Annotated in this window: 20 protein-coding genes; 16 read left to right on the forward strand and 4 right to left on the reverse strand. The window is 44.5% G+C overall.

What is annotated here, in order from left to right; translation table 11 throughout:
* Positions 1 to 174: 174 nt before the first annotated feature.
* A complete protein-coding gene (locus tag QUA07_RS18890) occupies positions 175 to 687 on the reverse strand; it encodes a phosphoribosyltransferase family protein (RefSeq protein ID WP_333327844.1) in 513 nt (170 codons plus the stop codon).
* A 54-nt stretch (positions 688 to 741) separates the two neighbouring features.
* On the opposite strand from QUA07_RS18890, the gene QUA07_RS18895 reads away from it, so the two are divergent.
* Entirely contained in the window at positions 742 to 1,491 is a 750-nt protein-coding gene (locus QUA07_RS18895) for a pentapeptide repeat-containing protein (protein WP_333327848.1), read from the forward strand.
* A 148-nt stretch (positions 1,492 to 1,639) separates the two neighbouring features.
* Here the strand turns inward: QUA07_RS18895 and QUA07_RS18900 are convergent, their stop codons facing one another.
* Positions 1,640 to 1,840, reverse strand: coding sequence for a hypothetical protein (locus tag QUA07_RS18900; protein ID WP_333056545.1), 201 nt, complete (start codon positions 1,838 to 1,840; stop codon positions 1,640 to 1,642).
* Between the two features lie 709 nt (positions 1,841 to 2,549).
* Complete coding sequence (locus QUA07_RS18905) at positions 2,550 to 2,747, reverse strand: hypothetical protein (protein ID WP_333231420.1); 198 nt, start codon at positions 2,745 to 2,747, stop codon at positions 2,550 to 2,552.
* Positions 2,748 to 3,169: 422 nt separating this feature from the next.
* Here QUA07_RS18905 and QUA07_RS18910 point away from each other — a divergent pair, with 422 nt between their 5' ends.
* Complete coding sequence (locus QUA07_RS18910; RefSeq protein WP_333327851.1) at positions 3,170 to 3,388, forward strand: hypothetical protein; 219 nt, start codon at positions 3,170 to 3,172, stop codon at positions 3,386 to 3,388.
* A gap of 1,640 nt (positions 3,389 to 5,028) precedes the next feature.
* Here the strand turns inward: QUA07_RS18910 and QUA07_RS30075 are convergent.
* Positions 5,029 to 5,148 (reverse strand): hypothetical protein, encoded by a 120-nt coding sequence (locus QUA07_RS30075; protein WP_445242830.1) that lies wholly within the window; start codon positions 5,146 to 5,148, stop codon positions 5,029 to 5,031.
* Between the two features lie 865 nt (positions 5,149 to 6,013).
* Between QUA07_RS30075 and QUA07_RS18915 the strand changes: the two genes are divergently transcribed.
* The 14 genes from QUA07_RS18915 to QUA07_RS18980 all read left to right on the forward strand — a co-directional run bounded on the left by QUA07_RS18915 (position 6,014) and on the right by QUA07_RS18980 (position 23,476).
* Complete coding sequence (locus tag QUA07_RS18915) at positions 6,014 to 6,874, forward strand: calcium-binding protein (protein WP_333327854.1); 861 nt, start codon at positions 6,014 to 6,016, stop codon at positions 6,872 to 6,874.
* 278 nt (positions 6,875 to 7,152) lie between these two features.
* Positions 7,153 to 9,936: a tetratricopeptide repeat protein gene (locus tag QUA07_RS18920; RefSeq protein WP_333327856.1), complete on the forward strand. Its 2,784-nt coding sequence runs from the start codon at positions 7,153 to 7,155 to the stop codon at positions 9,934 to 9,936.
* 24 nt (positions 9,937 to 9,960) lie between these two features.
* Entirely contained in the window at positions 9,961 to 14,052 is a 4,092-nt protein-coding gene (locus QUA07_RS18925) for a tetratricopeptide repeat protein (RefSeq protein WP_333327859.1), read from the forward strand.
* Positions 14,045 to 15,937 carry a tetratricopeptide repeat protein gene (locus QUA07_RS18930; protein WP_333327861.1) on the forward strand — a complete coding sequence of 631 codons (1,893 nt, stop codon included), beginning with the start codon at positions 14,045 to 14,047 and terminating at the stop codon, positions 15,935 to 15,937. Before QUA07_RS18925 ends, QUA07_RS18930 begins: the two co-directional genes overlap by 8 nt.
* Before the next feature lie 179 nt (positions 15,938 to 16,116).
* Positions 16,117 to 16,758, forward strand: a complete 642-nt coding sequence (locus tag QUA07_RS18935; RefSeq protein WP_333327864.1) for a Uma2 family endonuclease — start codon at positions 16,117 to 16,119, stop codon at positions 16,756 to 16,758.
* Positions 16,759 to 16,991: 233 nt separating this feature from the next.
* Positions 16,992 to 17,726: a glutathione peroxidase gene (locus QUA07_RS18940; RefSeq protein WP_333327867.1), complete on the forward strand. Its 735-nt coding sequence runs from the start codon at positions 16,992 to 16,994 to the stop codon at positions 17,724 to 17,726.
* A 201-nt stretch (positions 17,727 to 17,927) separates the two neighbouring features.
* Positions 17,928 to 18,899 (forward strand): sodium-dependent bicarbonate transport family permease, encoded by a 972-nt coding sequence (locus tag QUA07_RS18945; protein WP_333229160.1) that lies wholly within the window; start codon positions 17,928 to 17,930, stop codon positions 18,897 to 18,899.
* Between the two features lies 1 nt (position 18,900).
* On the forward strand, positions 18,901 to 19,212 hold the full coding sequence (locus tag QUA07_RS18950) for a P-II family nitrogen regulator (protein WP_223300725.1): 312 nt from the start codon (positions 18,901 to 18,903) through the stop codon (positions 19,210 to 19,212).
* A gap of 473 nt (positions 19,213 to 19,685) precedes the next feature.
* Complete coding sequence (gap, locus tag QUA07_RS18955) at positions 19,686 to 20,717, forward strand: type I glyceraldehyde-3-phosphate dehydrogenase (RefSeq protein WP_333327870.1); 1,032 nt, start codon at positions 19,686 to 19,688, stop codon at positions 20,715 to 20,717.
* Positions 20,718 to 20,866: 149 nt separating this feature from the next.
* Positions 20,867 to 21,232 (forward strand): DUF1823 family protein, encoded by a 366-nt coding sequence (locus tag QUA07_RS18960; protein ID WP_333327873.1) that lies wholly within the window; start codon positions 20,867 to 20,869, stop codon positions 21,230 to 21,232.
* 261 nt (positions 21,233 to 21,493) lie between these two features.
* Complete coding sequence (locus QUA07_RS18965) at positions 21,494 to 21,997, forward strand: transposase (RefSeq protein WP_333327877.1); 504 nt, start codon at positions 21,494 to 21,496, stop codon at positions 21,995 to 21,997.
* A 26-nt stretch (positions 21,998 to 22,023) separates the two neighbouring features.
* Positions 22,024 to 22,482, forward strand: a complete 459-nt coding sequence (locus QUA07_RS18970) for a transposase (protein WP_333327879.1) — start codon at positions 22,024 to 22,026, stop codon at positions 22,480 to 22,482.
* Positions 22,454 to 22,663 (forward strand): zinc ribbon domain-containing protein, encoded by a 210-nt coding sequence (locus QUA07_RS18975; protein WP_333327886.1) that lies wholly within the window; start codon positions 22,454 to 22,456, stop codon positions 22,661 to 22,663. Before QUA07_RS18970 ends, QUA07_RS18975 begins: the two co-directional genes overlap by 29 nt.
* Before the next feature lie 117 nt (positions 22,664 to 22,780).
* Positions 22,781 to 23,476 carry an LPS assembly lipoprotein LptE gene (locus tag QUA07_RS18980; RefSeq protein ID WP_333213497.1) on the forward strand — a complete coding sequence of 232 codons (696 nt, stop codon included), beginning with the start codon at positions 22,781 to 22,783 and terminating at the stop codon, positions 23,474 to 23,476.
* The last annotated feature ends 368 nt before the right edge of the window (positions 23,477 to 23,844 follow it).

Here is a 23,844-nt window from a genome sequence, read left to right on the forward strand (position 1 = left end):
CTCATAGCTAAAGTCGGTTGAAACCGACTGCCCAACGTTGATAAATATCCAGTCCTCTTTCAGAGGACTTTAGCTATGAGACAGGGGTTTTTAACCCCTGGCGGACTATGCCAAAAAGTGCAAGATATCGGCAAAACCCTATAAAAAATTGACCTGATTTTAGTCTTTTATTGACTAATTCCCAACTTTTACCGCCAAATCAGCAGCACTCATCTTTTCGTACATTTCAAAAGGTTGGTGAATCCAAGGATTGTCAGCCAAATAATCTACATAATAATCCGGCTTTGCAACAGAACAAGCCTTGTACCAGAGTACAGCAGTCCGAATTTCCTGAATATCCTCGCCGTAGCGACTCTTGAGCCAAGCGATACCTTGCTCTAAACTAATTCCCGAATCGACCAAATCGTCAACCAGGAGAATGCGGCTGCCCAAATTATCGCCCACCATTGTCAAATCGCGGGCAAACTCGATCGCGCCCCGGACATTTCCCTCGGCCCCACCATAAGACGAGGCCGCTAAAATGGCCAAAGGTTTGTCGAAAATCCGCGACAGAGTATCCCCAACCCGCAGCCCTCCCCTCGCCAGACAGACAATTCGATCGAATTTCCACTGAGATTCCTCAATTTTTACAGCCAAATCCTCAATTTTTCGATGGTATTGAGACCAAGAAACGTAAAGGTCGCTCATGCCTAATATTATTGAAATATCAAAGGTATTATTAAATATTTTGGGGGAAATGACATGGATGCAGAGGAACTTCTCAGACGGTATGCAGCCGGAGAACGGGTTTTTCACAAAGTAGACCTGAGCGGTGCCCATATCTCAAGGACAAATTTGCGCGATATTGACCTGAGTCACGCTAATTTAAAAGGTGCAAATTCGATCGGTCTCACCCTCTACAGAGCTAATCTGTATCAAGCAGATATCAGTCAAGCCAACCTCTCCCAAGCCAACCTCATGTCCGCTAATTTTGGCGAATGCGAGGCGGTGGGAGCGAACTTGAGCGGAGCCATCTTGCGGAGTGTCGTCTTCAGCGGGGCCGATTTAACGGGGGCGAGTCTCAGGGGTGCAGATATGAGAGATGCAAACCTTCAGGGGGCAATTTTGATTCAAGTTTATGCAGTTAACGCTAACTTGCAAGGTGCAAACTTGACAGAAGTAAAGCTTTGCGGAATCAACCTGAGCAAAGCAAATTTAACGGATGCGAACTTAACACAAGCTGACCTCAGCCGTGCTAACCTAACTCAAGCAAATCTGAGTTGGGCAAATTTGACGGAAGCAAATCTGGAAAAAGCTGATTTGAAGGGAGCCGATTTGAGCGGAGCTAACTTGAGCTGTGCAAATCTCCATCGAGCCGATTTGAGCGGAGTTTCCCTTAAGGGAGCAAATCTCCGGGGAGCAAACTTGCATCAAGCTTCTTTGCGCGGGACAAATTTGGATGAAGCGAATCTGAGAGAGGCCATGATGCCTGACGGCACAATCTCTGACTAAATAAGCTGAGAAAATAGAAGTTAAAACCGCAGGGTGCCTATGGCGCACCCTACATTTAGGCTAATGCCTGATTTTTTTAAGGGGATTTAATTCTGCCTTTAAGTGACAGTGCATTTAAAGAGTAGTGGCAAAAAATTTAGAACCGAGTTTAATCTACAACCTTCAGCCAGCCCCGCCGAACGGCGTGGAGCAAGCGGTTGATGGCTGTTTGATCTTCTTCGGTAAGACAGTCATTTAACAGGGCTGTCTTGAGCTGTTGTCGGTGAGTGGGAGTCAGCAGACCGGAGTGATATACCTGAAAGACTAGCTCTGCAATAGTAAATTGAGGTAAAAGCGTTTGGGTTGTCATCATGTGTTTTTTTTTGAACTCACTTTTGACAGTATTGACTGATTTTTCCAAAATTGATGTGATTCAACTACGGGAGTAAATGTGATCGATTGGCTATTGATGAGTGATTTGTGTCAGCCGAACTTGGGGATCTGATATTTCCTCGATCGCCCTGCTACTTGAAACATAAACCCCGTCCCGATTCCTTGCTTCTGGCAACCCCCACGTCTCTACTTTTGGTTAAGAAACGGTGACAAATAAATTAATATTTATCTATTAAGAGATTACTAATGACTGCTAGCGAAATCGCTCTGCTTAATTCAAGGTAAAACTTTTAGCCTGTTTATAAACCCGCTTTTACCTACATTTACCTAGTTTCTTGCTGTGGTCTGTTTTCCGTGGATATACTTAATAACCCGCCCAAAGACAGATACAAGTTTCCGATAGGAGCGGGCATCCGCCCCAAATTTTAACCTTTAGTTCAAGCTCCCAGATTCATATGTGAAGTCAATCTAAAATCTAAAATCTAAAATCTAAAATCTAAAATCGACTGACTGCTTAAAATCAAAAATCCCGGCTTCTTCAAGAAACCGGGTCGAGCTTTTCGATCGCAGTAAAAATTTTTTTTGAGAAGGCTAATGGAGCGACCTACTCACTTCAATCTTATTGTTGGGAAAGCTTGACAGGAGAGAAAGTAGAAATACTCATCTCAACTTCTTGTGTGAGGGGACTAATCGGAAATCCTGACCCATCCGCGGCGGATGGCGTGCAGCAGGCGGTTGACTGCATCTCTGGCGTCTTCGCTGAGAGCGCTTTGGCAGAGTTCGCGCAATCCGTGGCTTTCAGTGCGAGTCAGATTGCCTGAATTGGTGACTTGATAGAACAGTTCAGCGATCGCGCGATCAGATTTTAAAGTCAGAGCTTGCATGAAATCTCGTTGAACTCGACTATTATAATATCGAGCATTTGAGAAAAAAGTAGGGTGATTGCAGTCGGCTAAGCTTTGTGATCGTTCTTGGCTCGATTTGTGACCGAAGTCTGCCAGTATACGTGATTTAAATCACAAAAAACCACAGACCTCGATCGCATAAGCTATAATTGGGGTGGTAGCCTCAAGGTTTGACAAAACCTCGAAAAGCGCTGAACGCAAGACCTTTAGCACCTCGCGCCGCGCAGCAGGAGTAAGTCAGCTCAACATCGCAGGCTCTGGACTTGGATAGCTGTGAAACTTTGGCTTTTAGACACTTGCAGCTTGCAGCTCAGAGCATAAAGTTGCGATCGGCGAGCCACGGCCTGAGATACAATAATTATAAATACTTCTATCCCATCTATAGACAGGGAGGTAAAAAAATGATAATGATTAGCTACTTTTCGATTGCCTTAATCGTTTTTCTTGTTTGGTTCAAAAGTTTTTGGAATGATACTGCGACATCTAAAAAAGACGTGATATCTTGGATAGCCTTAATAATCGGCCCTCTGGTTTGGCCTGTTGTTCTGCCCCTATCCCTTTTGCAAATTACCAGCAAAAAGTCTGTGGTACAAACAGCTCAATGCGAGCAAGAATTATAATAAATTGTGGAAGTAACTGGCTTCAACACACTTGCTTATCTCTTCCTAAATTATTCGGCCTGCATCGCTCCTGGCAGCGAGTAATTTATCTTGTTTCATTGTAAAAAAAATGCAGCGAGAAGGTAGAATCCCCTAAAAATTCTGAATCCTAAAACAGTATTTTTTTACAGCTATCAAATTCTGCCTTCTGCTTTTTTACCCCGCCCAAAAACGGCTAAAAGTTTCCGACAGGAGTCGGCTGCTGCCCTAAAATTGAGGCTTTTCTTCAAGCTCTCCTATTCCTCTGTGGAATAAATCTCAAATCTCAAATCGTTCAACTGAGCGAGATTGACTCACCGCTCGCCGAAGGTCTCAGGCCGAAGTATCCAATCGACTGATGCCTAATTTTCTGTCACATCGTGAATTAATGGTGCGGATCAGTCAAAATTGTTCAGGCAAAATTGTCAGACTCAAATTATCGGACAGCGACCAGAAAATTTTTACCCAAAAATTATTTACCACCTCAACCAAGCTCAAAATTAATATGCAATCTAACATGGCCTGTAGCTTGCAAAAATATAACTTAAGACATATTTTCGCCTGCCACTGACCAACTTAAGAATTTTCATGACTTCCGGCAACTGCGTACCATTAATCGAAGGTGGGAAAATCCTGGCTAGGCGTGGAAAAACAGCTAGGATCTTTGCCCTTTAAGCTTTTCCTGCTCCCTTTTTTCAAATCGTAGTAGCTTTAAACAGGAAATTGTAGAGTTCGTTGGCGCCCAAAATCCCTAACTCTTACCGCAGTTAGATAGACAATTCAAGGCAGAGACCGCAATATGAAATAGGCAACAAAAACTGTTTCACATCTCAAGTAGGACTTATTTTTGGCAATCGGGCATCCGGAGTGTATAACGCGAGCCAGCTAAATTTTTAGAGGTACGAGATGTTTGGGAACTTCTAAAAAAAAGTGCCGTCACGGTATCCAAATTAGTTATTTGCATAAAAAGTAGGAGTCAAAATGAACAAAGTATCTGAGAAACCAATTTATAGAGTTATTAATCTATTGTCGCTGTTAGGGCTGACCTACTATGCAGCTACTTCCATCAATTATATTTTCGAGAGTGACGCTCACATCTATAGGTACGATAGCCAGAGCAATTCCAACGCGTCACCAGCGCAGCTTGCAGCACACCGCTATGAATAAATAGTAGAGATTTTATCTGAATGAATGCCGAACCAAATTTCGGGGAATTTGCTAATCGTTAATGCTCAGCTCGAAGTTAACAACAATTAGTAAAAAAGTTTTTCCTAAAAACTTAAGATTTTCACTCACAGGTATTAGCCCTCGAATGGGGAGCATCTCACTTTTGCAGCCAAGCTAGAAATTGGAGTTGGGAGGCAGAAGGCAGGAGACAGGAGGAAATAGGAAGAAAGAAGGAGCCAGAAGAAGTGTTTTTACAAAAATGAGATGCTCCCGATCGAATGTACCACAAAAATTAACTGTTTAATGGGTTATCAAAAAAGACCAGAGTGATGAAAGGATGGCCAAGCATTTTCATCATTAAAAGCATTAATAGCTTTAGTAATCGCTTCATCAAGAACATTTGAAGGTGGATACGCTTCAGGACGGAAAATCGCTTTGATTTTTGCCCACTATAACTAGATGGGAGATAAATCCGGCGAGTAGGGATGTAAGAATTTTACTGGGGAGCCGATAGATACCATCAAAAAAATGACGGCTTCAGCATTATGAACAGGTAAATTATCCATAACTACAATTGTGCCAACCCATAACTGCGATTTATCTGTGGACTAAATCTAAAATCTAAAATTTAAAATCTAGTGACAGTACCGTCACAAATCTACCGACCCACCGTTCGTCCCAACTCCACCAAAAGACGCTCGCTGCATTGTATGATGATCCGGATCGATGTGGATCATGGTTGAAATGACGGATTGTGGTTTAAAAACAGGGTTTTTTAGCCAAAATTCTGCGTTGATCATGACGGATTTGGCTGGAAACATCCAGGTGATGAGGCTCAAAAGCCTCTCCAGGACTGTGTTGGGATGCACTTTTGATTAAATACGACCTCCAGCGTGCGTCGGCTTGCTGTGAAAGCCCGTTAAAAAATTTTGATTTCTGGGGAACTCTTGGGGAAAATCTAAAGTCTGGTCAACTACAGTGTACTTAAAAGAAATCGCAGCTTAGTTCCAGCCCCATTGCGGGCGATCGAACTCTCCGGCGATCGACAGTGCCAAGGGCCCGGTGCAACTTCTCAATCTTGAGAGCATACTCCCATTAAAAATGGTCTCTGTGTATCTTCCGGGTATTGTTTTAATAATGACTAGCCATATCGATGGTCATTATGGTAAACTCGCAAACGTTTAACTGGAATATTTTCGTGTTAGAGGAGGCAGTGGTGGAGTCGAGAGTCAAAAGCAGGAAACAACCGAGATTTGCTGCTCAACGAATACAGGATTCAACTCGCGCTCCGAGGCTCGCTGCTGACAATTTAAATTACATGACAGCTTATAGCAGCCGGGTAAATTAGGGTCTCAACCGATGTCCGGTTTCATTTATTGAATCCCTTTGGAGGGAAAAGTGTATTGTAGAAAAATGATTGATCTTTTAGGAGGAGTGTAAATGACACAGGTAACAAATCCAACACAACCAGCAAGTTCACTACCAGGTGGTAGTGGCGGTGGCTCAACCGTTATCGGCATCACTGGCGCCAACAGGTTGAACGGCAGCGAAGGCAGCGATATTATCCTGACTTTTGGGGGCGCAGATGTCGTCTCCGGTGGCGGTGGCGACGACCTGATTATTACCGGAGGCGGAAATGACAGTATCGGCGGCGGCAGCGGCAACGATAATATCTTTTCAGGCAGTGGCGCCGATGTGGTCGCTGGTGGCACCGGCGACGACCGGATCTTTGCTGGTAAAGGGGATGACCTCGTTGATGGCGGTGATGGCAATGACTTGGTTTCTGGCGACAGAGGCAACGACACCGTACTTGGCGGAAGTGGCAGCGATACAGTCTTTGGCGGCCAAGGCAACGATATTGTCGACGGCGGCGACGGCAACGACACTGTATACGGCGGTAAAGACAACGATACTGTCAATGGTGGCGGTGGCAATGACTTTATCTCTGGCGACAGAGGCAGCGATGTCCTGATCGGCGGTGCTGGTAGCGATACGTTCTACTTCTTCTCCAGCGGTGGCGATTATGGCGTAGACACGATCACTGACTTTGCCCCAGGCGAAGATAAGATCCGCTTGAAGCAGGGCGGTGTGTTCGCTGGTTTGGGTAGCAGCTTCGAGGCAAGTGAGTTTGTCGTCGTTTCTAATTTCAACGCAGCTACTCCAGGAGCAACCACGACCAACAAGTTGGTCTACGACCCAACAAGCGGTGCGTTGTACTTCAACGGCGCCAGCGGAGTGCTAACTATTGCTCAGTTGCAGCCTGGCCTGACAATTACCTCGAACAACTTCGAGTTGTTCTAAAACAACTGGCTGTTGTGGGGCGGCATCGGATAAGATTCGGGGCTGTTCTCACAAAGCCGGTAGTTTTAAAGGATTTCAACCTCACTCCGCTGGTGGCAGAGTGAGGTTGAAATCTTAAATGCAGGAAATGAAGCAGGGGCAGTTAAAAAAAAGTCGATCGACAGTTATTGATAAAATTAATCGATCGCCCGCTCGGGCAAAATATAAATACAAAGTTTTTAAATTACAATTTCTAGGTTTTACTGAAGCGGTAAAGAAACCGCAACTGCTGGCTAGCAATGAGCACTGAAGAATATATCCGGCAAGCCAAAATTTATTTGAACCGGGGGAAGTTAACTGAGGCGATCGAGTTTTGCAAAAAGGCGATCGAACTTCAACCGTTTTCGCCCTCGGCTTACACGACTTTAGGCGAAATTCTCGACGCTCAAGGCGATCCGACGGCGGCAAGAGACGCTTTTGTGCAAGCTTTGGAGATTTCGCCCCAGTTTTTTCTGGCTCATGCTTATTTGGGTCAACTTTACAGCGACTATGCGTGGCTGGATGAGGCGGTTTTTCACTACCGACAAGCTCTGGATTTGAAACCAGATTGGGCTGAAGTTCATTATAACTTGGGAAATGTTTTTCACAAGCAGGGTAATTTGTTGGGGGCGATCAACTGTTACCGCAATGCGATCGCCCAAAAACCGGATTATCTCGATGCTTTATACAATCTGGCTGTGGTTTTAGATGAAAATAGTCAGCTCGCAGCGGCAATGGATACCTACCGACAGGTGATTGCCGTGGCGCCGGATTACGTGGAAGCTTACAGCAATCTGGGTGTGATTTTGCTCAAGGACGATCGGGCTGCTGAGGCGATCGAAGTTTACCAGCGGGCGATGGAGATTAAGCCCGATTGGGCGACGCTGCACAATAATTTGGGTCAAGCCTTGCTGAACAAAAGTCCGGAAAGGGCGATCGCATCTTACCTCACAGCTATTGAGTTGGAGCCGGACATGGTTTTGGCTCACTACAATCTGGGGAAAGCGTGGCAATTACAGGGGGAACATTCGGCGGCGCTTGCTTGTTTCGATCGGGCGATCGAGATCAATTCTGACTATATTTCGGGCTATACAGACGCCGGGTTTTCTTTGATGGTTTTGGGCAAAATTGCTGAAGCCATGCCTTATTTTGAGCGGGCAATAGCTCTGAAGCCTGATTTTGTTGAAGCTTACTGCCGCTTAGGAGACAGGCGCAGAGTTGCGGCGGTAGAAGATGATGAATTCTCAAGGGCGATCGCTGCGTGCGATCGATTTCTCACAGCATTGATGGGAAGGAAGAAGGAAGAAGGAAGAGGGAAGAAGGAAGAAAAAGAAACTATTCCCAATGCCCAATGCCCAATGCCCAATGCCCAATTACCAATTGCTGAAATTTGCGATAATTTAGCCGAAATTTACTTGCATTTGGGAAATGCTTTAACAGAGTACGGCGGACACGAATCTGCCACCACTTATTATCAAAAAGCTTTGCAAATTCAGCCCAAAAATGCAGAGCTTTACTGGCGGGTGGGAAATTCCTTAGCCCAGCAACAGCGCTTGGGCGCAGCAATTGCAGTTTACCGCATGGCTTTGACGATTCAACCTGCTTTACCGCAGGTTTATTTTGAGTTGGCAAAACTGCTGGAAAAACAGGGGCGCTGGGAACGGGCGATTGATTATTATCAAAAAGTTTTAGAGCTGCAATTGCACGGGTATGGGGAGCAGAAAGAATGGAAAAAAAAGAGTTTTATCTTGCCAGATAACACTTCTATAAAACCTCCTTACGGTATTTATTTATCGAGTTGGGATTGGCTAGTTAATGCTAAGTTGGATGCTGATAATTATGTGGAAATATTTTGGAAATCGGCACCAGAAGCAAGTGCAGAAAATATTCCGAATTCCCAATTTGCGATCGCTAATTCCAAATTGGCTAATTCCGATTGTGCCGGGTTAACTTGCGGGCTGTGTTTGCAGCGACTTTCTAAGTGGTTCGATCCGGTGCATTTGGGTTGGGGAGTTTGCCGTTTGTCCAACTCGCAACCGATACCTGTGGAGGCGCCCCAGACTTTTGTGGCTGCAATTCCCAACGGGCGAGTTTGGATTGTTCCACAGGAAAATTATTGGCTGATTTGTAAGGCGATCGCTGTAATTACTCCTGACAATTATTTATTGGCTGATGTGTCGAGAGATTATCCGGGGTTTTTGCCGGGATGCGAAAAGCATGATGTTAGAAAACACAGCGTTTTTCAGTTAGAATCCTTTCCAGGTTTAAAGCAAATTGACGGCAGCGTGGCGGTGCTTTCTGGTTTGTCGGGAAATGTCTATTTTCACTGGATGGTTGATGTTTTGCCGAGGATAGAATTGCTGCGGCATAGCGGTAGGAATTTGGCGGAAATTGATTGGTTTTTGGTGAATAGTTGTCAGCACCAATTTCAGCGGGAAAGTTTGAGAATTCTGGGCATTCCCGAAGAAAAAGTCTTGGAGAGCGATCGCTTGCCTCACATTCAAGCAACCGAGTTAATTGTGCCGTCTTTTGCGGGATATTTGGGCTGGCCTTCTGGGTGGGCGATGGATTTTTTGAGGCGCGAGTTTCTCAAGGGAATTATACCTAGTTCCAGCTATCCAAAACGCATTTACATCAGCCGCAGCAAAGCAAGATACCGACGAGTTTTGAACGAGAAAGATGTGGTTGAGGTTTTGGAGAACTTTGGCTTTGTTTCTATTCTACCTGAGTCGATGTCTTTGGCAGAGCAAATTGCTCATTTTTACCACGCTGAGGTAATAGTTGCCGCCCACGGCAGCGGCTTGACAAATACGATTTTTTGTCGCCCGGGAACTAAAGTAATTGAGTTGGTGTCGCCTCACTATATCAGCCATTATTACTGGGGAATCAGTCAATATTTGCAGTTGGAACATTACTTTTTAACGGGGGAGGCTTTTGAATGCTATCCTATTAGACAGTTGATGTATCAGAATTCGCTGACTGAGGATATTTTAGTGAACTTGAGTTCGCTGAAAAGGATGGTTGAGGTGGTGGGTTTGAGTTAGTTGGTGTCTGGAGCAAGTTTAATTATGCCCTCGATTGAGAAGATGGAAAAGGCAGCGGTTGATTTGAGTCGGCAAGCAGAAGTTTATTTAGCGGAAGGAAAGTTGAATGAGGCAGTTGCTGCTTGCGAGTCAGCGTTGAAAATTGAACCGAATTTGGCGGCAGCTTGTCAGACGCTGGCAAAGGTGATGCAGGTTCGAGGTGAAATCGAGCAAGCTAAGCAGTGGTATGAAGCGGCAATCGATCGCAATCCAAATTTGCCGGAAGTTTATGCTAATCTCGGCATTTTGTATTCTCAAGAAAAACAGTGGGAAAAGGCGATCGCCAATTGTGAAAAAGCAATTTCGCTAGCGCCTAATTTTGCTGCTGTTTATCGGCAGTTGGCGAGAATTTGGACGCAGTTAGAGAAGCGAGAAGAGGCGGCAGACTGTTGGTATCAAGCTTTTAATATCGAGCCGAATTGGGCGACGGCTGAGGAGCACGTGACTCTGGGAAATAGTTTGGTTGAATTGGGAAAGTTCGATCGCGCTATTGAATGTTATTCGTGGGCAATTAAGTTAAACCCGAAGCTGGCAACAGCTTATCACAATTTGGGGGAAATGCTGATTTGCCAGAAGCGGTGGGATGAGGCGATCGCCAATTACCGACAAGCGATTGCCATCAATCCAAATTCCTTTGAATCTTACCACAGTTTGGGTAAAACTTGGGCGGAGCGAGGAGAATTAGATCGGGCGATCGCCTGTTACAACAAAAGCCTCGAACTAAATCCCAAATACGCTCGTGCTTACGTGGGTTTAGGTAATGTTTTCGCGCAAAAACAGGACTTTGATGCAGCCATTAAATGTTACCGTCAGACTCTGGAAATTAATGATAATTCCTACTGGGCATACAATTGCTTAGGGGACGCTTTGGCTCAAAAACAACTGTGGCCCGAAGCTATTAGTTGCTACCGCAAAGCTATTGCAATAAATCCCAATATTCCGTGGTTTTATGTCAATTTGGGAGTTGCCTTAACCTGCGAAAAATCCTGGGATCAAGCTGTGGCTGCTTACCTGCACGCGGTTCAGATTGAGCCGAATTTGACGGGAATCAATCAGCGGTTGGGATATGTTTTGCGGAAGCGGAGCGAATCGGGTTTAGACAGCACAATCGCAACTTATTGTCAAGGTATCGAGGTACTTGCAAGCGGGAAAATTTACCACAAATTGCTGGGAATTGAGTTAGATGGAGCAGAGTTTTATATAAATTTAGGCAATAGCTTAGCGAAACAGAAGCAGTTGGAAGGTGCGATCGTATTTTATAGTATGGCACTGCAAATTGAACCCAATGCTGCGGAAGTTGTCGCAAAACTTGCGGAAATTCGCACGAAACAACAGGAGTTGTACGCCCAAATTGCTGCTTACCGTCACCAAATAGAAATCGAGCCGGCCAATTCTAAGCCTTACAACGATTTAGGAAATATTTTACCGCAATTAGGCGAATTAGAAGAAGCAATTATTTGTCACCAAAAAGCGGGCGAATTGAGGGGTTGGCCTGAGTGTGCGGCGAAAGATTATCAATTTACCCAAGATTGGTTTACCCACAATATTCCTATTTGGAAACGGCATTTGCAGGAATTTACCGGAATTGCGGATTTTCAAGTGGTGGAAATCGGCAGTTTTCAGGGAATGTCGGCTTGCTGGCTGCTGGATAATATTTTAACTCATCCGACGGCAAAGATTACTTGTATTGATTTGTATTTTCAACAACATTTTAAGGGCAATATTGTTAAAACGGGAGCAGCAGAGCGGGTAATTGAATTAGAAGGTTACTCTCAAGATTTGTTGGTGAATTTGGCTTCGGAATATTACGATGTTGCTTACATTGACGGCTGTCATAAACCTACCAGTGCTCTGCAAGATGCGATTTTATCTTGGAGGTTGGTGAAAGTTGGGGGATTGATGATTTTTGACGATTACGAGTTTACGTTTCCCGACAGCCCGGAGCAAGATACTAAAATTGGGATAGATGTTTTTTTGGAGATGTTTGAAAGTCAGTTAGAAGTAGTACACAAAGGCTATCAACTTATTGTCAAAAAAATCGGCAATCAAAGTTTGGGCGAAGAGCAAACTCTGGTGTCTCTAGGTTGGGAAAAGTTGGGGGATATTGCAGCAAATGCCGGTTATTTGGATGAGGCGACCGCCCGGTATCAAACAGCTATTAAAATTAAGTCTGGCAACTACTTAACTTACCACAAGTTGGGTAAATCTCTGCAAAAAAAAGAACTATTTGACGAAGCTAGGGCAGCTTACGAACGAGCGATCGCACTAAACCCTAATTTTAGTTGGTCTTACCACTTTTTGGGGGAAACTTGGCAGGCGATTGAGGAACACGGCGAAGCCGCTGCTGCTTACCGCAAAGCTATTGAGTTAAATCCCGATTTTTGTTGGACTTACAACAATTTAGGCGATGTGCTGATGGAGCTTTCTGAGTGCGAGGAAGCTGCTGTTGCTTACCGCAAGTTAGTTGAACTCAATCCCGATTTTTGTTGGTCTTACGAGAGATTAGGTAGGGCTTTAGTTGCACTGGAAAATTGGGAGGAGGCGACGGCGGCTTACCGCAAAGCTATTGAATTAAATCCCGATGATTGTTGGCTGTACAATAGTTTGGGGGAACTTCTGGAATTACAAGAAAATTGGCCCGAAGCAGCAGGGGCTTTTGATCGTGCTATTGAGCGAGAATCTGATCATAGTTGGCTGTACAAAAAGTTGGGTGATGCACTGCGGAAGCAAGGAGAATTGGAAAGGGCGATCGCCATTTATGAAAAAGGCATCAATCTCGATCCAAAATCCTGTTGGTGTTACGAAGGATTGGGTTTGACTTTAATTGCCAAACAGCAGTGGGAACCTGCAATCACTAATTTAGTTCAAGCCCTGCAAATTAAACCCGATTTGTTTGAAGCTTACGATAATATAGGTTATGCTCTCGAACAACAAGGAGAAGGCGATGAGAGCGATCGGGCAAAATGCAGTAATCAAAATTTACCCTTAGGTATTCTCAAAAAATACTGTGGGTTTACAGAAGATTTGACCGTTGCACCAGAATCAAATCCTAACCTCACCTGCATTGACATCCATCCTGCGAGTCAAATCAATTTATCTGAGTCCAAAACAATCGACAGCAGCCGCAGATTTTGGGAACATCAAAGTCATTCCAGAAAAGCTTTTGTTGCCGTATTGCCAAACGGACGAGCTTGGGCAGATGTTGTGACTACCGCCGTCATTACTTCAGACAATAAGCTTGTTGCTGACATTTCAATGGGTTGTGCTGAATTGGTAATCACTTCCGACAAATTGCCTCCCGCTGAACACGTCGATGGAAATGTGGCTTTTTTATCTGCTCGCTGGGGTGGAGCTGCTTATTTTCATTGGATGTTTGATGTGATTACGCGATTTGACCTTTTGCAGCGGAGCGGATTGATAGAAACTATAGATAAGTTTGTTGTCAATGCCAGCGATTCTTTCTATCAAGCAGAAACTTTAAATAGTTTAGGAATTCCTCAAGATAAACTTTTAGAAAGTCGCTGTAATTTACACATTACCGCCGATAAATTAATAGTGCCGTCAATATCTTATGACGGCTCTGGGGCGGTTTCTAAATGGAAGTGTGAATATCTCAAACAGACATTTTTAAAGGAACAACAGCCCCTAAATACAGACTATTCAGAGCGAATTTATATCAGTCGCCAACAAGCATCATATCGGCAAATCGTCAACGATGAAGAGGTAATTAAATACTTAGAAAAATTGGGGTTTCGCAGTGTCAAGCTGGAAACGATGTCGATAGCGGAACAAGCATCGTGTTTGGCTGCTGCTAAAGTAGTTGTCGCACCCCACGGAGGGGGGTTGACAAATCTAGTTTTTTGCAGCCCGGGAACTAAGGTGATTGAGATTTTTTCTCCCCTTTACGTCCCGCATTGTTATTGGATGATTAGCAATTTGTGCGGTTTGGAACATTACTATTTAATTGGTGATTTGGTTGATGATGGAGCTCCGACCAAACCTTTACATAAAGATATGCAGTTGGATTTGAACTCGCTGGAAAAATTACTGGCTATGGCAGGAGTTTTGCATGGATAATGACTACCACGATTTGGGAAATTCCCTGCAACAATGCGGTCGGTTTGATGAGGCTGTTGCTGCTTACAAAAAAGCTATTGAATTAAATCCAGACTTTTCTTGGTCTTATCACAGTTTGGGTGATGTTTTGCTGAAACTTGGAAAATGGGAGGAAGCTGTCGCTGCTTACAAAAAAGCTGTTGAATTAAATCCAAATTTTTCCTGGTCTTATCACAATTTGGGCGATGCTTTGCTGAAACTTCGGCAATGGGAAGAAGCTGCCGCTGCTTACCGCTGCGAGATTGCACTCAACTCTGATTTTGCTTGGTCTTTTTGCAATTTAGGCGACGCTTTAACTAAACTAAAACTGTGGGATGAAGCTATCGCTACGTATTTAAAAGCTATTGAAATTGATGGAGATTTGCCGGGAATTTACGAGAAGTTGGGAGACGCTCTCGGACAAACAGAGTCTGATTTAAACTTAGTGTTAGAAAAATCTCCATTGCAAATTACACCGGAAAATTGGGAGTTTTATTTGCAGTTAGGAAAGAATTTAGCAAAGTACGATCGCCCAAAAAACGCAATTATTTTTTACCAAACTCTCTTGACATCCATGCCGAGTGGTGGTAATTTATCAACGGAAGTAGAGGAGTTGTTGCAGCAGCAAGAAAAGTGCGTAAGCGTTGCCCTCGAAGAGGATCGCGCATTAGCCTCATCTCGCGCAACTGTCGCCCAAAAACCAGATGATTGCTGGTCTTATTACAATTTAGGTGCTGTTTTGAGCCAGCAAAAATATTGGGAGGAAGCGGCGGCGGCATTTTTCCAAGCAATAGAAATAAATCCCGATATTCCTTGGTGGTTTTATTACAATTTGTGGGAAGTTTTGGTTAGGCAAAACAAGCTGGATGAAGTTGAGAACTTGTGCCGCGAAGTTGTTGCAGCTAAACCGGAGGCTTTTTGGCCTTATCTGAATTTGGGGGAAGCTTTGACCAGGCAAGGTAAAATTCCCGAGGCGATTGATTTTTATCGAACTGTCAGTTTTAAACAAAGTTTGGCATTTCTTATCAGTAAGAGAACAGGCAAGATGCCTGTTCCACAAGCAGAGACAGGCAAGATGCCTGTGCCACAAGCAGAGACAGGCAAGATGCCTGTTCCACAAAATTGGAACTTAAAACCAGTCAAAGTTCCTAACTTTATAATTATTGGTTCTCAGCGGTGCGGCACGACTTCTCTGTATACTTATTTAGCTCAACACCCGCAAATTTTGACTCCGATTAAAAAGGAGATGGATTTTTTCTCGTGGCACTTTGACAGAGGGATTGATTGGTATTTGGCTCATTTTCCGCCCATGCCTCGGGGAGAGCAATTTGTAACTGGTGAAGCAAGCCCCAGCTATTTTGACTATCGGGAAGCACCGGAACGTCTTTACAGCCTGTTTCCAGAGGCTAAACTGATTGTACTGTTACGAAATCCGGTCGATCGGGCGATTTCTCAATTTTACCGCTTGACTGACTTAAACTGGGAAGCGCGATCGCTCGATCGAGTAATTAGCGATGAAATTGAACGGTTGAATCAAAATCCAGAATACATCATCGGCGAGGAACCGGGGAATTATTTAGCTCGCGGTAGGTACATAGAATTTATTAAAAACTGGCTGGCTTTCTTTCCTAGAGAACAGTTGTTAATTTTGAAAAGTGAAGATTTTTATGCAGGTGCGGCGGCTATAGTCCAGCAAGTTTTAGCATTTTTAGATTTGCCGGAATATCAATTGTCTGAATACCAAAATGCTAATCCTGGTTCTTATCAGCGGGTAAATGAATCGGTTCGCGACAGGTTGAGCGATTATTTCCGACCTTACAATCAGGAATTAGAGGAATATTTGGGGCGGAGATGGGATTGGAAATAAGATATGACTTACGGTTCAAACCGCGCCTATATAAACTTGCACGTGCCTCCGCAGGTTGAATAAAAGGCGATTAAACTTGGCTTGTTCTCTTCAGTCTGCGGAGGCAGACATCGTTTGTGTAGACGCGGTTTCAACCGCCGTCTGCTAAGATTAGAACAACTTGTAAGGAGGTAATACCGATGCTGACGAGCGAGCTAGATACATTACTTAAAGAACAAGCACTCCAACGCCAAGATCCTGAAGATCGCTACCTTACCGATAGCGCCAACTGGGAACAATACGAGACACTGCTGAATCGGATTGGAGATGCGGCAGGATATCGAGTTACTTATTTAGATGGAGTTTTGGAAATTATGTCGCCTTCTCGCCGCCATGAAAGTAGAAAAACTCGCATTGGAGATCTGCTGCTTATTTATTTTGTAGAAGCTGACATCGAATATTTCCCTTTTGGGTCTACAACTCTGCGACAAGAGGAAAAACGTGGCGGTACGGAACCGGATGAAGCTTACTGTATTGGCACAGATAAAGAATTTCCCGATTTGGTAATTGAAGTGATTGTTACCAGTGGCAGCATCAATAAACTAGAACTGTATAGAAGATTGAATGTGCGAGAGGTTTGGTTCTGGCGAAATGACCGATTTTCTATCTACCATTTGCGAGAAGAAATTCCGGTTGAATTCGTGTCCAACTGCGGTTATGAATTAATCACACAAAGCGAATTGCTACCGGGAATTGATATCGATATGTTGACAGAATGTGTAAAAAATCCTCACCCGTTAGCAGCAGCAAAGGAATGGAGACAGAATTGCCGACCTACTTAAACAGCAAGTTTTAAATCTGCTAGCTGTCGCCAAGACAATGAACTGAGTTCGCGCGCGCCGCGAGATTGATTCGGACTATGATTCAAACCGTCGCAAAGACAAGGAACTGAGCTCGCTCGCGCGCGCGCCCAAGTCGGAGAAAAAAACTCGCCTCCCCTTGACAACTCATACTCGTTATGAGTACGCTATAATAAGCAAAGGAATTGAACCCAAGTACCCAAAAATTTAAAATCATGCTGACGAACCAAGAAGGTCAAAGAGTACCCAAAGTCACCTTTCGCACTCGCAAAGACAACGAGTGGGTCGATGTCACCACCGATGATATATTTGCAGGCAAAACCGTAGTAGTGTTCTCGCTGCCAGGAGCTTTTACTCCCACTTGTTCGTCAACGCACCTCCCCGGTTACAACGAATTGGCGAAAGTTTTCAAAGAAAACGGCGTAGATGAAATCGTTTGTATTTCCGTCAACGACACCTTTGTGATGAATGAGTGGGCAAAAGACCAAGAATCAGACAATGTGACGTTAATTCCCGATGGTAACGGCGAATTTACTCAAGGCATGGGAATGCTGGTAGACAAAACAGATTTAGGCTTTGGGAAGCGGTCTTGGCGTTATTCGATGCTGGTAAAAGATGGCGTGGTTGAAAAAATGTTTATTGAGCCAGAGGAACCGGGCGACCCTTTCAAAGTGTCCGATGCCGAGACGATGCTCAACTACATCAACTCCGCAGCAACCAAGCCGAAGCTAGTGTCGCTGTTTACAAAAATGGGCTGTCCCTTCTGCGCTAAGGCTAAGGGAATGCTGAGTCAAAAGGGCTTGGATTATGAAGAAATCGTCTTGGGCCGGGATATCACAACCCGATCGCTCCGGGCTGTGACTGGGGCTACAACAGTGCCGCAAGTATTTATCGACGGCAAGTTGATCGGTGGTTCCGAAGCCCTAGAGTCTTATTTGTCAGTTGCTTAGTTAAACAACAATAACTTAGCCTGCGGGTGCACAGTGCACACCTTCGTTGTAGGGTGCGTACTGTGCGCCTTTGCCGTATTTGGGGGTATTTAGCCCGATCGAGCTTCTGAGTCAAAAGTTCGATCGGTCTATTGATCCATTCTCGTGCAACAATTACTGGGGAAGTAATATTAAAAACGCAACAAATGGGAGTGACCGATCGTGGATTTGAGTTTAGTATCGTCAAATATCTTAAATCCCCCAATATTAGCTTTTTTCATGGGAATGCTGGCCATTTTTCTCAAATCTGATTTAGAAATTCCAGCGCCCATCCCTAAACTGTTTTCGCTGTACCTGCTGTTTGCGATCGGATTTAAAGGTGGCGTCGAACTGTCCAAAAGCGGAATTGACCAGCAAATCGCCCTGACAATTTTGGCAGCGATGCTGATGTCAATGCTAGTACCAGTTTATACTTTTTTCATACTGAGAATCAAACTCGACTCCTACAATGCTGCCGCGATCGCAGCCACCTACGGTTCCATCAGCGCCGTCACATTTATCACCGCAACCTCCTTCCTCACAGCACAGGGGATCGACTTTGACGGTTACATGGTAGCCGCGCTAGCATTAATGGAATCCCCAGCAATTATAGTCGGTCTGATTCTAGTCAGTGTATTTGGTGGGGAAGAAGGAAAACGCGAAATAGTTTGGCCCGAAGTGTTGCAAGAAGCATTCCTAAACAGTTCAGTTTTTCTGCTGATTGGCAGCCTAATTATGGGCGTACTGACAGGAGAACATGGTTGGGAAGTTATGAGTCCGTTTACTCAAGACTTGTTTTACGGAGTTCTGACTTTTTTCTTGCTAGACATGGGGCTGGTTGCTGCTAGCAGAATTAAAGATTTGCAAGAAGCAGGAATTTTTCTGATCGGCTTTGCAATCCTAATTCCCATAGTCAACGCAGTAATTGCTTTGGTAATAGCCAAATTAATCGGAATGCCGCAGGGAGATACTTTGCTGTTTGCCGTATTGTGCGCGAGTGCTTCTTATATAGCAGTACCAGCAGCCATGCGCCTAACTGTGCCCGAAGCTAATCCAAGTCTTTACATTTCAACGGCCTTAGCAGTGACATTTCCATTTAATATCATTGTAGGCATTCCCCTGTATCTATACGGAATCAATATGTTTTGGAGGTGAGATGATGGAGTCAGTCAAAAGAGTAGAAATCATAGCCCACTCAGTAGAACTCGGCAAGATTTTAGACGGTTTAGATAAAGCTGGCGTACCCGGCTATTCGGTGATTCGTGATGTCGCTGGAAAAAGCACTAGGGATCACGTTTCCCGTGATTCATCAATGACGGCGCTGGATAACATTTATGTGCTTGCTTTTTGTTCACCAGCTCAAGTTTCAGCAGTTGCAGAAAACATTAGACCAGTGCTCAATAAATTTGGTGGGTCGTGTTTTATTTCCGATGCGGTGGAATTGCTAATTACTAGGTGCGTGGGGTAGTCATTAGTGATTGGTGATTATACCAATTCGGAAAAGTAGAGCTACACAAAGATTGTACGCCATATGTTTAGGGACACGGCATTGCCGTGTTCTTGCGCGTATCTGGCACTTTAATCCTAGGCTTAGGGTTCCGATAGCCACCACGGGTGAGAATGCTCATACGTTTTAGATTTTCCCTAAGTTTTTTGTTATTACTTTAGCCTGATTTTAAAAAGGCGATTTGGAAAATATTTTCTGTCTATTATAGCACTTTTACAATTTGACATAAATCAGCCATTAGCCATTAGTCAGCGGTTATTTCAGGATGAATTGCCCTTCCCAGCCGGGGCAGAATTCAGAATTCTTAAGAGATAGAAAAGAATCAGTTGCCAAAATCCGTTAGCGTGGTAAATTCTAAGCCACAACAGGCGATCCTCTGCGAGGGCTTCGCTAACGCCCGATCGACTAACGATATTTTCAATAGGAGTTTAAACATGGCTGCATTAAAAGTTGGCATCAACGGATTTGGTCGCATCGGACGGCTAGTCATGCGTGCCGGCATCAAAAACCCCAACATCCAATTTGTCGGCATTAACGACTTAGTTTCGCCAGAAAACCTGGCTTATCTTTTCAAATACGACTCCACCCACGGCATTTACGACGGCGAAGTTGAAAGCAAACCAGACGGGATTGTCGTTGACGGAAATTTTATCCCCTGTACAGCGATTAGAAATCCTGCCGAATTGCCCTGGGGTAAATCCGGCGCAGATTATGTTGTAGAATCTACCGGATTGTTTACAGATTTTGAAGGCGCATCAAAACACTTGACGGCGGGAGCAAAACGAGTAATACTTTCAGCACCGACAAAAGACCCGGAAAAAGTTCCAACTTTTCTAGTAGGCGTCAACCACCACAAATTTGACCCGGCAAAAGATACGGTTGTTTCTAATGCTAGCTGTACGACGAATTGTTTAGCACCAATTGCCAAAGTTATCAACGATAACTTCGGATTGGAAGAAGGTTTAATGACGACAGTTCACGCAATGACAGCTACTCAACCCACTGTAGACGGCCCAAGCCAAAAAGATTGGCGGGGAGGACGCGGTGCGGCTCAAAATATTATTCCATCTTCGACCGGTGCAGCGAAAGCTGTTACTTTGGTGTTGCCAGAATTGAAAGGAAAATTGACTGGAATGGCTTTGCGCGTGCCAACTCCCGACGTGTCTGTAGTTGACCTTACATTCAAAACGGCAAAGGAAACTAGCTATAAAGAAATTTGCGAGGCAATGAAAAAAGCTTCGGAGGGCGAACTCAAAAACATTCTTGGATATACTGAGGATGCAGTGGTTTCGACAGATTTTCAGGGCGACGCGCGATCGAGCATTTTCGATGCAGGTGCGGGAATTGAACTTAATTCTAAGTTTTTCAAAGTTGTTTCCTGGTACGACAACGAGTGGGGTTATTCTAGCCGGGTGATTGACTTAATGCTGTCGATGGCCGAGAAAGACGGAATTTTGAATAATTAATTTTTTTGGGGGTGGCATTTTGGGCGGGCTCGCGTATCCACCCCACAAACAAATTCCTATGATTTTTTGTGGAACGGGCAAGATGCCCGTTCCTGATAATGTTATCTAATGTGAGTTAAACTTTTTTTATTTCCGATTCGATCGCGCTCATGTCTGAATTACCACCGCTGAATAACGAAACTATTTGGGCTATTCTCAACGAAGAAATCGACGATGCTGCTGTTAATCAGCTAGTTTGGCAGTATCTGGGCTACCGCTGGGATGCCGAGACTGGCAAGTGGAACAGTGCAGGTGTTGCACCCGAGTGGCGCCAAGAGTACGCGGAACCGCCCGATTTTATCGATTCTAGGCCGGCGACAGTGAAATTGACTCGATCGACTCCTCCAGAAAACAAGCAGTTGCTGAAGGAAAAATTGGGCTTTAAAGGCTATAAAATTGGGGAATTCGGGCCCAGACAGACTCGCCGGGCGACGATGGCTAATTGGTTGATGGGTTTTATGGAATCTGGGGTGTAAAAGGAATTTTGGATGGCTGTGCGGTTGTTGCCACCTTTAGTCTGTCTCCTCTGCGTCCTCTGCGGTTCATTAACAAAAATTAAGCCTGTTGAAAGTCAAAAAACACTAAAACCCGCCAATTCCAACCTCCTCACCCCCAACCCTGACCGAAAATTTGGGTGCAAGCCCAGTCCTTTTAGGACGGCTTTAATTAGACTTCTTGAACAAGCGTTCCTACGTTCGCTCATGGTTTTGATATAATCAGGTAGGAGGATAGAGCAAATGTTTCATTTAGTCTACGAATTCAAACTCAAACCAACGGCAGGACAAATAGCAATCTTTGAAGATTGGCTAGAACAATGCCGTCGCGTATACAACTACGCATTGGCAGAGCGTAAACATTGGTTTGAGTCTCGTAGTTGTCGAATTAACGCTTGCTCTATCCGATCTGAGTTCATCATTCGGACCGAAACAAAACGACCAACTTATGCAAGCCAGTGCAAAAGTTTAACTACGGCTAGGGCAAACATACCCACTTTGGCTGCCGTCCAAGTACACGTCCTACAGCAAACACTCAAAAGGCTTGAAAAAGCGTTTGTGAGTATGTGGGAAGAAAAACACGGTTTCCCCCGCTTTAAGAAAGCAGGAACAATGCGATCGTTTGTATTCCCGCAATTGGGGGTTAACCCTGTCCAAAATCAAGCGGTGAAGCTCCCTAAAATTGGTTTAGTTAAGTTTCATCAATCACCTCCTATCCCTGATGGTGCAACGATTAAGCAAGGATAGTCCGTAGGGTTAGCGGTTGGTACGTGATGTTAACCCTACAATGGGACGTTTCAGTACCCACTCTAATGCCCCACGGTGAAGGTATCGGAATTGATGTGGGACTAACTAATTTTCTAGCAACTTCTAACGGTCTTTTAGTCAAGCGCCAAAGATTTTTTAAAGACGCAGAACGCAAGCTTAAATTGCTGCAACAACGTGTCTGTCGTAAAAAACTAGGTTCTAACAATTGGCGTAAAGCTCAAAAGAAAGTCGCCAAACTGCATGAATACGTTGCTAACAGTCGGAAAGATTGGCATCGTAAATTATCTCATCAAATCTGCCAAAACGTGGGAATGATTTTCGTTGAGGATCTGAATCTGATTGGGCACTCTTGGGCGATGCTAGGGAAACACTGCTTAGACGCAAGCTGGGGTCAGTTCTTCACAATCAAGCGAGCAAACTTGTTTGAAATATGGCGTGTACTTTCAAAAGGTAAGCGCTCATAAAACGAGTCAAGTTTGCCCCAATTGTCTAGCAGAAACAGGAAAAAAACAGCTTGATGAGCGTACTCATTCATGCTCGAACTGTGGCTATACAACGGACAGAGATGTTGCAGCCACTCAAGTAGTTCTAATTAGAGGACTTGCAGCCGTAGGGCATACGGTCAAGATGCTTGCCTGCAAGTAAATTCATTGGAATCCCTGCGAATCAAGAATCCCCTCGCCTTTAGGCAGGGGTATGTCAAATCGGGCTGTTCCGTAAAGTATCCTAGAGTTGGCACAAAACAACTGTGAGGTAAGCTTTATGAAAACAACCACCATATCTCGCTTAACCAGCATTTCCCTCGCTACCCTAATGCTAGCAGGCGTTTCAGTAAATGCGATCGCCACACCAGCCACCACCGAACCCGCAACCCAACTCGCCCAAGCAACTGCCAAAAAGCGCCTCGTAGTCATGGACTTCGACTACGGCCCCACCAACAGCTATTACACTTCCTACAGGGGAGTCGGCGCCGCCAAAGGTATCAGCGAACTCTTGATCAACGAACTCGTCAACAACGGCACTTATACAGTAGTCGATCGTAGCAAACTCGAACAAGTGCTCAAACAGCAAAATCGCAGCGGCGCGATGGATGCCGGGACAGCAGCCGAAATTGGCAAACAATTAGGAGTTGACGCCGTACTCATCGGCACCATTACCAAGTTTAATATCGACAAACAATCCGGCGGTGGCAGTTTCATGGGAATCGGCGCGGGTTCACAAAAAACCAAAGCTACCGTTCAAATAGATGTGCGGTTAATCGGTACAGCTTCGGGAGATATTCTTGCCACAGCCAAAGCGGTAGGAGAAGCAGATCAAAGCGATTCTAATATTTCTGTCAGAGGTATCAGCAGCAATTCTGGCAGCAGCAATGAAGACTCACTTTTGAGCGCGGCAGTTGACAAAGCCGTATCCCAAATGGTGACTAAACTGGCAGAAGTATCTAACAAATTAGGTTAGCAATTTTGAAGCCTTGTTAGATTTGAGATTGGTAATTTAATAATTTCCCATCTCAAATCTAAAATTATGCCAGCTACTTGACCACCGATGGTATCAGTTATATCATGTCCGATCGATTAACCATAATATCCCGGTCGGGGCGGGTTTTTGGGATTGTTAATTATTGCCAGGTACTGCTGGCTCACCGGCCCCTACAAAAATCGCGATCGCTCGACCGGACATGATATTAATCTTAGTTTTGTTTAGCAATCTGCATTTTTCTTTCTACTAAACTCTATCAATTTAGATAAATATAGTAATTTCAAATAAATGTGAGACAAATGCAAGATGATGTAAAATTAAGAAAAATTGTTAACTCGGAGCCGAAA

It is taken from the genome of Microcoleus sp. T3_A4 (assembly GCF_036700465.1).
GTDB lineage: Bacteria > Cyanobacteriota > Cyanobacteriia > Cyanobacteriales > Microcoleaceae > Microcoleus.